This is a genomic window from Pseudomonas sp. FW305-3-2-15-C-LB1, from assembly GCF_058787615.1.
Genome location: NZ_JBYSZX010000002.1, coordinates 84,172 through 95,863, shown reverse-complemented (window position 1 = coordinate 95,863; position 11,692 = coordinate 84,172). Strand labels below are relative to the sequence as shown.

At 50.0% G+C, this 11,692-nt stretch carries 12 protein-coding genes and 2 pseudogenes; 13 read left to right on the top strand and 1 reads right to left on the bottom strand.

Features of this window, described 5'->3' with window-relative positions; translation table 11 throughout:
* Window positions 1-333: 333 nt before the first annotated feature.
* The 8 genes and pseudogenes from AC3WP7_RS04370 to AC3WP7_RS04335 all read left to right on the top strand — a co-directional run bounded on the left by AC3WP7_RS04370 (window position 334) and on the right by AC3WP7_RS04335 (window position 7,151).
* A complete protein-coding gene (locus tag AC3WP7_RS04370) occupies window positions 334-870 on the top strand; it encodes a ParA family protein (RefSeq protein ID WP_139212877.1) in 537 nt (178 codons plus the stop codon).
* 157 nt (window positions 871-1,027) lie between these two features.
* Window positions 1,028-3,052, top strand: coding sequence for a methyl-accepting chemotaxis protein (locus AC3WP7_RS04365; RefSeq protein WP_102592317.1), 2,025 nt, complete (start codon window positions 1,028-1,030; stop codon window positions 3,050-3,052).
* 206 nt (window positions 3,053-3,258) lie between these two features.
* Window positions 3,259-4,644, top strand: a pseudogene (locus AC3WP7_RS04360) (IS4 family transposase).
* A gap of 186 nt (window positions 4,645-4,830) precedes the next feature.
* A complete protein-coding gene (locus AC3WP7_RS04355) occupies window positions 4,831-5,133 on the top strand; it encodes a hypothetical protein (protein WP_092243295.1) in 303 nt (100 codons plus the stop codon).
* 464 nt (window positions 5,134-5,597) lie between these two features.
* The gene (locus AC3WP7_RS04350; RefSeq protein ID WP_092243298.1) at window positions 5,598-5,825 is read left to right on the top strand and encodes a deaminase domain-containing protein; all 228 of its coding nucleotides are present in this window, start codon (window positions 5,598-5,600) and stop codon (window positions 5,823-5,825) included.
* Window positions 5,825-6,178, top strand: a complete 354-nt coding sequence (gene imm2 / locus AC3WP7_RS04345) for an Imm2 family immunity protein (protein WP_093122535.1) — start codon at window positions 5,825-5,827, stop codon at window positions 6,176-6,178. Before AC3WP7_RS04350 ends, imm2 begins: the two co-directional genes overlap by 1 nt.
* A gap of 383 nt (window positions 6,179-6,561) precedes the next feature.
* Window positions 6,562-6,765: a hypothetical protein gene (locus tag AC3WP7_RS04340; protein WP_492561380.1), complete on the top strand. Its 204-nt coding sequence runs from the start codon at window positions 6,562-6,564 to the stop codon at window positions 6,763-6,765.
* A gap of 8 nt (window positions 6,766-6,773) precedes the next feature.
* Entirely contained in the window at window positions 6,774-7,151 is a 378-nt protein-coding gene (locus AC3WP7_RS04335) for a hypothetical protein (protein WP_102630118.1), read from the top strand.
* 644 nt (window positions 7,152-7,795) lie between these two features.
* Here the strand turns inward: AC3WP7_RS04335 and AC3WP7_RS04330 are convergent.
* Window positions 7,796-8,647 (bottom strand): annotated as a pseudogene (locus AC3WP7_RS04330) (Tc toxin subunit A-related protein); the annotation flags it as partial.
* A gap of 144 nt (window positions 8,648-8,791) precedes the next feature.
* On the opposite strand from AC3WP7_RS04330, the gene AC3WP7_RS04325 reads away from it, so the two are divergent.
* From AC3WP7_RS04325 to AC3WP7_RS04305, 5 genes are all read left to right on the top strand, one after another.
* Window positions 8,792-9,025 (top strand): hypothetical protein, encoded by a 234-nt coding sequence (locus AC3WP7_RS04325; protein WP_092250874.1) that lies wholly within the window; start codon window positions 8,792-8,794, stop codon window positions 9,023-9,025.
* 457 nt (window positions 9,026-9,482) lie between these two features.
* Window positions 9,483-10,007 carry a hypothetical protein gene (locus AC3WP7_RS04320; protein WP_093128590.1) on the top strand — a complete coding sequence of 175 codons (525 nt, stop codon included), beginning with the start codon at window positions 9,483-9,485 and terminating at the stop codon, window positions 10,005-10,007.
* A 120-nt stretch (window positions 10,008-10,127) separates the two neighbouring features.
* Window positions 10,128-10,709, top strand: coding sequence for a tetratricopeptide repeat protein (locus AC3WP7_RS04315; protein WP_102592314.1), 582 nt, complete (start codon window positions 10,128-10,130; stop codon window positions 10,707-10,709).
* 163 nt (window positions 10,710-10,872) lie between these two features.
* Complete coding sequence (locus AC3WP7_RS04310) at window positions 10,873-11,175, top strand: EndoU domain-containing protein (RefSeq protein ID WP_207240118.1); 303 nt, start codon at window positions 10,873-10,875, stop codon at window positions 11,173-11,175.
* A 10-nt stretch (window positions 11,176-11,185) separates the two neighbouring features.
* Window positions 11,186-11,593 (top strand): hypothetical protein, encoded by a 408-nt coding sequence (locus tag AC3WP7_RS04305; protein WP_093128602.1) that lies wholly within the window; start codon window positions 11,186-11,188, stop codon window positions 11,591-11,593.
* The last annotated feature ends 99 nt before the right edge of the window (window positions 11,594-11,692 follow it).

Below are 11,692 nucleotides of genomic sequence, written 5' to 3'. Positions count from 1 at the left end.
CGTTGATATACGGAGTATTTGCTCAGTCGCTGCGCGTATTGGGGGGGGTAATGCTCGGAATAGTAGCAATAATTTCCCAGAGGTTTGACGGTTCAATAATTCGATTTATTCGAAGTTGAGAGTAGAAGTGTGCCGAGGTTTTCTTGTGCTTGATTGATCTCTAGGGCTTCTTTGTGTGAGTTCCGTTTGGTTTCTGATAGGGAAATGGATGAAGTTGGTGCATGGCTTTTGGCTGGCAGGCTTTCAGGAGAAAAAGGGGACGGATTTAAATTCTCTGAATAAATAAATCTGACCCCATCTCTCGCTAAATCAATCGATTCAGAGTTAAGCCCCATGACAGTCGCTGCAGTCGTTTCAACCAAAGGCGGGCCGGGTAAGACCACGGTTGGCGCCAATTTAGGTGCGTTCTGCGCCGATGCAGGGATCCGCATCCTGCCCATCGATCTGGATAATCAGCCGTCGCTGTCGTCGTTTTATGCGCTATCGCATGAGGCGCTTGAAAGGATCGACTACCACTTCAATGAGGACGAGAGCATTACTGGCATTCCCAGTGGTTTGGAGGCGATGCGCCAGATCACAGGCGGCTTTCAAGATGCTGATTTGATCGTCATTGCGGCGCGTCCTTCTATGGGGAAAACCAGTCTGACATTTAGTGTCGTGGATGCAGCGCCTCAACAGAAGCCAACCAACACGGTCCAGATCTATAGACATGTCGATGGGAGACAAACGGCCTCCAGCACAGACAATCCGGTAGCGACCGCAGCGCTTACCCTACAAGACTCCCTTGAAGCAGTGATGGCTCGGAGACATCATTGCTATCAAAGCGTTCATAAGTTGTACAAAAATAAATATCTGTACAACTTTTCATAAAGTTCTCAATCTCAATGCCGACAGGATGTCTGAAACGTTTAATTACATAAAACGTGATTAGCCGAATGAGCCAGACAGAGCCAGGCATTCGAGAAAATGGAATGTTCTCAACTACACATCAACTACAAACCGTCCCATTCCGGGCTGTGAGAACTCCATGAACATCCTTGCTCCTGCTGTTCACCTGGCTGACCGATTACGCTTCTCCACGAAATTCGGTGTGCTTGCAATCATCGTCCTAATCCCTTTGGTTCTGCTCGGTACGCGCGTGATCCATCAGATCAACGGAAGCCTTGAGGTCATTCGCTCGGAACAAGTAGGCCAGCGCTATCTATTGGACGTAACGCCTGTACTGCGTTTTTCGATGTTGCAACGTGCGCTCACCAACCGCTTGCTCAGCGGGGATAGAACCGCTCAAGCCGATCTGTCGGCCAACCAGTTGAAGTTGGAGGACGCGTTTTCGAAACTGGCTGCAACCGACCGACAACTCAACACACAGCTGGAAACCGGTGATCGAGTGCAGCGTCTGCACTCTGGGGCGCAGCGTTTGATTGAGCTGGCGAAAGCAGATGCCAATCAGAGTGCCATCTTCGACGACTGGAACGATCAGCTCACCGAGACGTTGAACTTCGTGTACTACGTATCGGCCACGTCGGGCATGGTGCTGGATGAAGATTACGCATCGTTGTTCATGATCGATCAGAGTACCTTGAGGCTGCCACGACAAATCAATATGGTCGGGCAATTGCGCGGGCTGGCCAGCGGGCTACATGACGGGCAAACGTTGAGTGCGGGTGCGCGCAGCGTTATCAAATCGATGCTCAAAAATGAGTTACTCATCCATAAAGAACTTCAGCAAAGCCTGGCACTTTTGCGCCGCAGAGAACCCGCCCTCACCGATAGTATTCAGGCGCCGATCACCAGTGCTTTTGCGAGCCTCGACAGCTTCCGCGCCGACCTCGAAGTATTGATTGGCGCGCCAGGCGACATCATCAGCGGCGTGCAGAACTTGCCGGCCAAGGGCAATGCGGTGGTGGCTGAGTTGTACAAAGCTCAAGACACGCTGCAAGACGCACTGTTGAATGCGCTTGAACGCCGAGTTCAGGAAAAAACGTCGGAACGGCTATTCATTCTAGGTATGTTTGTCGTTCTTGGCCTGTTGCTGGTGTATGTGTTCAGCGGCATCTACAGCGCCATGCGTCGCACGATCAACGATGTTTTGATTGCCACCCAACTCATTGCTCAGGGCGACCTGAGCGTGCGAGTTCAAGTGCGCGGCAAAGATGAAATGGCCGACGTGGGCAACGGCCTTAACCATATGGTGCAAGCCTTTGGCTCCTCGCTTGCCCAGGTCGAGCGCAGTTCACAATCGGTCTCCGATGCGGCGGAGCGCATTGGGGTGTCGATTGACCGGGCTAAACGCGCGATGAGCGCCCAGCAAAGCGAAACCGAACAAGTCGCTACGGCTATCAACGAGATGACCACCAGCGTTGCTGACGTGGCGCAAAACACCGAGGGTGCCGCCCACGCCGCTGGGCACGCCAGCCAGTCCTCCAACACCGGCCTGGCGAAGATGCAGGAAACCCGCGTGACTATTGAAGCCTTGGCCGATGAGGTAGAGCGCAGTGCGCAAAAGGTTTCGGCACTCGCGCAACACAGCCAGCAGATCGGCGGCGTGATTGAGGTGATCCGCAACATTGCTGATCAAACCAACCTACTGGCGTTGAACGCGGCCATTGAGGCGGCCCGCGCCGGTGAGCAGGGTCGAGGATTCGCGGTGGTCGCCGACGAGGTCAGAACTATGGCCTCGCGCACACAAAACTCAACTGAAGAGATCCGCCGGATTATCCAAGAGCTGCAACTGGCGACAGGCGACGCCGTCGAGCAAATGAAAGCGGGCAAACTGCGCGCGCAGGAATGCATCGAATCCGCTGATCAGGCCTCGACTAGCCTGGATGCAATCAATGACGGCGTTGAGCAAATCGTAGGAATGAACACCCAGATAGCCAGCGCGGCGGTTCAGCAGCACGCCGTCTCGGAGGATATCAATCGCAATGTGACCGAGATTCGTAACGGTAGCGTTGCGCTGATGGAGGGCATAGAGGACAACGCTGTGACTGCGGAGGAGCTCACGCTGCTGGCAGGGGAACTGCGTACTGTCGTTTCGCGTTTCAAGCTGTAACGCGGCAAAGGGGGGCCGAATTTGTTGGCAATAAAAGATTTGTGGCACAGTCCGTTTCGGGTAAATGGCGGGTAAATGGGGTCTGACCCGAATGGCACTTACTTAACGGCTAACCAGCTGATATAACTACAAAAAAATTGAAAAAGGCCGCCCTTGGTCTACGGTGATAGTTGCGAACACACACCACTAGAACAAGGACAGCCCGCGTGAATCGTAGACGTCAAATCGTCAGGCATCAACAGCAGCGCATTCAGCAGCACGCCAAAAACAGCAATGCCCATGCGTTCTTTAAGCTGCTAGCCGATCCGGCGCTGCTACAGGGTGCCGAGTCAGTGATGCCCAAGCATCGTCAACGGTTGTTCCCGCCGACTTAAACACTGTCGATGTTTCTGGCTCAAGCCATGAATGCCGACCGTTCCTGTCAGAAGGCCGTGAATGATTTTTCGATCAAACGTTGCTGCGATGGGCTAAGCCCCAGCAGCGTGTACACCGGCGCTTATTGCAAAGCACGGGCGCGGTTACCGGTAGAGATGGTTTCAACGTTGTTGCGCTCCACGGGATCAACGATGAGTAACAACGCGTCACCATCCTGGCGCTGGATGGGGCGTCCGGTACGCCTCGTAGATGGCACCACGGTGGCCCTGCCAGACACTGCGGCCAACCAAGCTGCCTATCCGCAATCGCGTGGTCAGAAAGCAGGGTTGGGTTTCCCCATCTGCCGTTTGGTAGGAATCATTTGCCTGGCCAGCGGTGCTGTTTTAGATGCATCGCTGGGACGCTTTCGAGGCAAAGGTGGCGATGAACAGACGCTGCTCAGGACGATGCTCGATACCCTGAACCAAGGCGACATTGTGTTGGGCGATGCCTACTACGCAACGTACTTTTTGCTGTGCGAACTGCAACGTCGTGGAATCGACGGCGTGTTCGAACAATATGGCGCCAGGCGGCGCAGCACCGACTTCCGGCTCGGGCAATCGCTGGGGCCGGAAGATCACTTGGTTGAGCTGACAAAACCCAGGAATCGACCTTCCTGGATGAGCCAAACTTATTACGACGATGCGCCTGAAACACTGACAGTACGCGAACTGAAAACTGGCGGAAAAATCCTGGTAACCACCTTGAACTGCCCACAGCAAGTACCTAAGGCTGGGCTCAAATCACTGTACAAAGACCGATGGCATGTTGAGCTGGATCTGCGCAATATCAAGACAACGCTGGGGCTTGAAACGTTGAGCTGCAAGACGCCTGGCATGGCTGTAAAAGAGTTATGGGTGTATCTGCTGGCGCATAATTTGATTCGGATGATCATGGCCAAATCAGCGCTATTAGCTGATTGCTTGCCACGCGAGCTTAGCTTTAAACATAGCCTTCAATTATTCCTTGCGATGCGGCAATACAGCTGCGACGAACCAGACGATAGGGTGCAGGATTTACTCAAGTTGATCGCCAGGAAACGTGTCGGAAACCGGCCGGGACGGATTGAGCCTCGCGCCATAAAACGAAGGCCCAAGCCTTACCCGATGCTGATGCAGACGCGCTCGGCGGCAAGGGCCGAGGTCAGGAAAAATGGACACCCGAAGAAGGTTAAGTAAGTGCCATTCGGGTCTGACCCCAATTAGTTTCCAATTAGTTTTCTAACAAAGTGGGTGTGACTAAGCCTATATCTGATGTCAAAGTTGATCCGGCTGATTGGGGTAAGGGCAAATGGGGTCTGACCCCAATTAGTTCCGAAATGCGTTCTTTGAATGTTAGGCCAATAAACTTCCGGAGGTTGTATAGTGGTTACTCAAGACCTACAGTTAGTAAAGCAAATTTTTGAATTGCTAGATGCTGGAATCGTAGATGGCTACGATTCTTTTTGTTATGAGGTAGCAGTAAGCGTTGGGTATATAGAAACGGTTCTTACTGTTGAGAAGGAAGGGGTTCGGGTGACGGACGCAGAAACGGATTACAATGGAGCAATTCTCTATCGTTTGGTGAAGGAGTTGAAAGAGTGCGCCACCAGACGTGGTGAAAATTGGAATTCGTTTGCGATGACTTATGCGCGTGGAGAAGAAGTTAAAACAAAATTTGACGTTTGATTAATAAGAAATCTTATATCAAAAAAGATCGGTGAAAGTGGACGAGAAAGGGCGAGGCTATCTGTATGCGGCGAGATCATGGGGCCGAGCTGGGTCAGGATCCAGGCTCATCGCTCCGGATAAGCGAGGTTGTTTCTGCTAAAGCATTTGCAGTGAAGGAGGCACTAATGCCGACTTACCTTTCCCTTTTATTTATTTGCTGAACAGATCACTATATATTGGAAGTGCGCGTTATCAGGCACCTTTCCAGACAAGGCATTCCAGTTTGAAATTGCTGACGATCTTCTCGATGAATATGGGGTTTGTCTGATATTCTGGCAACTGTAGTTTAAAGATAGCGCAGAAATGGTCCAAACTAGGTGGTGCCTAATCCAGGTAACGGTAAATGCGGTCTGACCCCAATTATTTTTGGCTCTGGCAGTGGAAATTTTGTGGCTGATTCGGTGCCTAACAAGGCAGGTTAATTGGTTCGTCGAGACATTGATACGGAATACAAAATTCTAGACAATATAGCTGATCAATTAGGGAGAAACACCTCAGCCAGCGGAACCGTAAATATCCTGACAGAGAAAGCGGCCTGTGCAAGCTGTCTAAATGTAGCGGAGCAGTTCAGGGCGAAGTATCCTAATATCACTGTGAATATTTTCGATAATCAGGGCGTCATGTTGCGTCCACCGAGGAAGGCTCCGTGATGGAAGAAAGAGTGACTTACGCTGAAATTAGGGCTTGGTTTTTGGGCAGTTACTACAGCTACTGCAGAGTAAAGCTTAGGCATCGAAGCGCTTGGGTCGAAGGTGAAAGCGAGGTAGGCTTTGCTTATAGCGAACTCGAAAATTCCTTCGACCTGCCAATTGAGAAATTGATGCTTGAAATTTTAGTCCTTATTCTTTCTGCGGGTCGATCTTCCGAGAGTGTCAAGAAATATCATATGGATGCTGCCTTAAAGCTGATCGAGCAGATTGACCTTTCCTCTATGCTGAAAGAGCTGCCTCCGGAAGAGGCAGCAGACCTTGTTGAGGATCTTCGATTATTAGGGATTTGTTAGGCTTTGTACGAACAGTAATGTCGATGATACTGCATAGCGCAGGCCGGCGATCTAGGTGTTTGGACTCAATACCCATTATCATGCTCGGTTCGATAGTTTTTCCGGTATCAATGATGTATTTTGAAAAGGACAAAAAGGGGACGGATTTAAATTTTCTGAATAAATTAATCTGACCCCTTTTCTCATAATGGAATTGAGCAAAATACCGCTGTCGGAGTCAGCTCTAATGGCTTTGTAGTGCGCGCGAATCCGATAAGTACATGGATGTTTTTAGAATGATTAACTTAAGACTGGCAAATGAACATCTGGCTGGGCCGATATTTTGCCCTGATTTAGATCAAATGGGGCACGTTGACATCGGAGAATTGCCTATTTAGAGAAGCCTGAGCGATAGAATTAAGGTATGGGATGATGAGTATCAAAGCACTTTCAATGACGAATATCCTCCTGATTCCGGATTTTTCTCTCCGCAGGAGAAGGTTCGCCATGTAAATGTTTCCGGGGATATTTGGACTGGAATAACGCCTAGCGGTGTAAAGGTCAAAGGGTATTTGAGCCCTAAAACTACCGTATACCCATTAATGTAAGGGCTAAAATGAAAATTAACTTTTATTTGGAAGAGTCAATGGGTGATCCAACTCCGTGGTGTAGCACGGATGTGGGGGGGGCAAATGACGTTGATCTTCTTGCGTGCCTTTTGCTTGACGATGGAGGGCTACCTTTGGGGTGCACTATTTCTTGGCTGGATGAGGGGTTGAGTAGAATAATCTCAGTGAGAAACGCCGAGAAAGTCTTCACTGAATGGGTGCGTGAAACTTGGGTAGCTGATATTTCGATAAGTGAGGTTAAAGTCTACTCACTTCATGATGAGGAGTTTGCAGTTACAATTAGTTTAGATGACTTCGAAAAGGCTTTGCTAGGTTGGAGAAATTTTGTTGTGTCATTTCAGCAGGGAGAGAAGTTTTTAGGGTGAGGTACCCATAAAGGCGTTGAGACAGTCTGCTTGCCCGAGCGTACGAATTCGATGCTTAAGAGACTATTCAGGCGGCATTATTGTTTATAAGGTCTCGCGCGATCGGGCTTTCTAGATTTTTTGATGCGACAGTGGATGACGCTGAAAAGATACTTCTGGCCGGAGACTGGCCGAAAATTTCTGACATTTACAGCATTCCAAAAGAGTATGGCTATGCCGATGCCAAGTAATAACGGCCTGGGTCAAACTAGTAGGAAAAGGCTCCTGGCTGCAAAAACGTGCATACAGATAAGGTCGAGAAAGTAGATCGCTGAGACGCCTCGTCTCCGGGTGCTGACAACGACCGTCTCCTTTTCTTACAGATCATTAATTTGCCCAGCTTTGACAAGCCATCCCAACCCGACTAACTTTCCTGGCGTGACGCATTCATGCGACCCACGCTATGCAGCAATTCCATCTCTCCACCACTTTTTTGTGGCCCCGGTGCGTCTAACAGCTAGCAAGTGACTGTTAATCATTGGCTTCCTGGTTCGAGTCCAGGTCGTGGAGCCAGATAGCGACATAAAGAGAAGCCTGCAGAGATGCAGGCTTTTTTGCCTTGGTTTCTCCCTGGCGATCAACGCGTCCAGTCTTGCAAGCCGGTACTAGGGCTGTGAAACTGTGGCGGTGCGAGGCACGGCTGCTTGGCGAATCGTGTAGCGAATATGCAGGATGACGTCCGTCAGGCTTATCAGTAGCTCGCGTTGACGCGTCGTGGCGTTCGGAAATGACAGCACGAAGACGCCCTCATTGATCGGTATACCTTCGAACGGGAAATACTTGCCGTCATTGAAATCAAGTTGGAGCTGGCCATTGTCATCAAGCCCGTGGGACAACGCTATCGCCTTGCAGCCGTCAGCGAGCGAATGGGTGGAGGCATACCGAAGCACTGCATGGACCTCCTGGTAAGGGCCGAGCACCGCCGGTAACGACACGCTCAGCGTCTTGATCTGGCGCAACGTGCCCAAATTCAGTGCGCTGGGGTAATCATCGTTTATCTGCATGGTATTCAAGTTGAATTTGATCGCCAGCAGATCGCTCGCCAGGCTTACCTCGATCACCTCGGGTTTGCTGGGCGAGGTAACGTTGTTGAGCAGGTCGCGTACTACGTGACTCAAGGTCTGCTTCGACAATTGCTGCAGGGAAACAGTGCGTTGTACCTCCAACGTGCGGCGGTCCCAGTCCAGGTATCTGTTTTCCATGTGCTGAAGGTTCTGCAGCAGGCCTTCACCCGCCAAAAGGCCCTGATAGGTGTCGCTCCAATTGCCCGGGCGCAGATACGCCGTAGTATCGCCTGTTTCCCATTGATAACTGCGCTGTGCGCGGGCGCAGACATCGACGGCCAAATCATAGAGTTGGTAATACAGCGCCGCGAGGCGGCCGGCCTGCCAGTTGAAGAGCGTCTGGCTGTTGAAGCGGGTGCTCAGCGTATCCAGGACCGCTTGGTTATAGGCCTGTTCCCGTTCTGTTTGAACCGGTTAATGGGGTCTGACCCTGGGGAGTCACGTTGTTAGGCACGAAAACCCCGTTTGGTACGGCGCTAGGTGTGTATGTCGGCGGAGTGGGTTATAAGGGCTACGGCTTTTACGAGGAGGCTAAGGGTGACGATTAGTAAGTTGATGTTCTCGGCAATAATGGCGGCGGGTGTTTTAGTCGTAATGCTTTCCATAGGATGCCTGCTGGCATTGTTGCCAGTCCTGTTTATTTCTGCAGGGTTTGAGGTGGAATTTGATGTGGTATTTGTATGGTTGGGAATGCCATTCTCGATTTTTTTTGCGTTAAGTTGGTTTTATAAGTATGCAGACTTCGCAAAATCAATCATCTTTAGGCATTAGTGAGTCCCGTTTCTGTTAGCAACGCATGGGGTAAAGCGGGCTTGGCGAAAAGGCCGTTGACTATTGTTCTCAGCGTCCAAAGCGACAGTTGAAAGATGAGGCGTTCCGGAAAGTCTATACCGTTGAATCGTCACGCCGCATGGTAAATAAATCAAAAAAGCAGACGGACCCTGAGGGATTCCCACACATTCACCCTAAACCCCGGAGAGCGATCTTGAATCTGCTCTGCTGGCGAAGTCTTAGGCTTGGCGAGGTCGGTGCGCGGAGTCTCTAGGTGACTCGAATGATGAGCGGGCGTTGCGCGTTGTGCTAACGCTTTTAAAAGCTAGAGAGGAGTCGATTGTCATTCACAGGTTTCAAGCCTAGAACGATAACCAGCTATCAGCAGTATTATGATAAGCAGGGAAGTCGGTTAAAATATGAAGCTGGGGAATGGAAAAACTAGGAGTGATGGTGAATGACTTTATTATTTCCTGATCTTATGGCTGAGTTGAGTCCTGGCTTGAGTGCGGCTGGTTTTTATTTGGGCGAAGACTTTTCCTGTGTTCAGGAAAAAATTGGCGCTGTGGAGTGGTACGACTCAAACTCCGCTCTTAATAAAATTTTGCTCGAAAGTTCAGGTTGGATTGGCGTTCGAACGCCGGTGGGCTCCGCCATCGATGTAGGTGCAGTCGTGGAGTCTTTCAGCTATCGGAATGACTGGGTTTCATTGGATTTCGGAGAGGGCAATAAGCTATATAGGATTGTGGTTGGTAGAGGCTATCAAGGAAAGTTTAAAGTGGTTATGCCTGGCAGTGACCTACTGCTGCTTGAGGATTTTTACGAGTTGGATTTTAATGATGTGGATGATGAGTTTCTGATTATTGAAAATGGTGAATATATAGAGGGGGTCAGCTTTATTACCGACTATAGAGCACCGTTGGAGTATGAGTCTAATCAGAAGATCGAATTGATATCGGTGCATGACTGGTCGTTTCAATAGAAGTAAATTTTGAACCAAGTATGCTGGGCGATAAAATAAAGAGTTTAAAGGGGGGCAGCCCGCGCGCAGTAAATGGCGGCTGACCCTGAGCAGTCCCGTTAGAGTAGTTGGAGAGTAGCTGTGAACGAGTCTGATTTTAATGATGTTAAGAGACAACTGATTCGGTACCTCTCAACCGGGCTTGTCGAAAATGCAATTGAATATTTCAAGGCCTGCTCGCATTCACTGTCTGATTATGCATGTGCTGAATGTTTAGGTGATATATGTTTCTATCAGCGTAACTTTGCCCAGGCTATTAAGCATTATGAAGTCGCTACCCAGTTGGCCCCTGATCAAGTCATAGCTCGATATCTTTTCCTTGCAGGCGTATCGAATGAGCGTGCGTCAAATGTTGTCGACGCATTCAAGTATTATCAGGCCGCCATTGAAGCCGAACCTTCATTTGTCGATACGTATCTTGAACTAGGTGCGATGTTGGTTAAGGTGGGAGATCTTGAAGGCGCCTTGCAGTGTTATGAGGATGCTATGGAAATAAAGCCTACAGACTTGGCTATTCATGAAAGTCTGGTGTCGATTTGGGGGGAACTTCACAAGCGCACTCCGGAAAAATATGTTGATAAGTATTTAGCGGTCAACGCGGAAATTGAAAAAATTAAGCATTCCGGAACGTCGACACCCTCGAACCGTCACGCTGCGTGGTAAGTAAAATTGATAAAGGGGATCCTAAACGGGGCGGATTTATTGACTTTGAGGTAGGTGACGAAACGAATCGAGTGATGATGCTGTATCTAATTCGGGCCGACAATCGCCTCGCGCTGAATGGCGGGCTCATGGGGTAAACGGTGTCTGACCCTGAGGGATCCCTGTGGAGGTGTTGTCGAGCAACGCTGACGGGACGCGAAATGCAAAATTGGTGGCGCAGTTTACTGATGGGAATATTTCGAAGATTAAAACGAGCACCTTGTTCCCCGCGTCCTGGTCGGATGCACAAACGATGAGTGCCGTTCGAGCTACTGGAAATGGCCCGGCGCTTGCGACGAGGGCCGATGGCGCCTCGTTGCATCAAACGACAGTTAACGGGGTAAAAGTTGAGGTCATCAAGGTTGGGGAACGCGTTACTGCTGGCTATCCTTGTGGCAGAGGCTGTACGGATCCGACGAAATTCTGATAGGTGAAATATGTTTAAAGAATATGAATTTTTGCTGGATTCAATAGGGTCAGAAGATTACTGGTCGGATGTAGGAATTGATGTCGCGGCCTCCAAGATCTCTCAGTTTGATAATTCAAGCTGGGACGAACTTGAATCTACTCTTCTGGCGAAGTCTGAAGTCTGGCGAGGTCGGTGCGCGGAGTCTCTCGGTGACTCGAATGATGAGCGGGCGTTGCGTGTTTTGCTAACGCTTCTAAAAGCTGGAGAGGAGTCGGTTGTCATTCATGCAATTGAATCAATTGAGTCAGTTTTTTTGGCTGGCTACATTTATGACAGGGCGCAGGTCTTACGCGCTCTAGATGAAGGATTTGAGGCAGAGAGCAGAACGTTGAAGCTAATGGCGGCTACGTTGGTCAGGAAGTTAAGTGAGGCATGAAGATTGCTCGGTAGCTGACAGAGGACGCCTCCTTTTCCTACAGGTCATTGTTTTGCCACGCTTTGACAAGCCAACCCAACCCGACTAACTTTCGTGGCG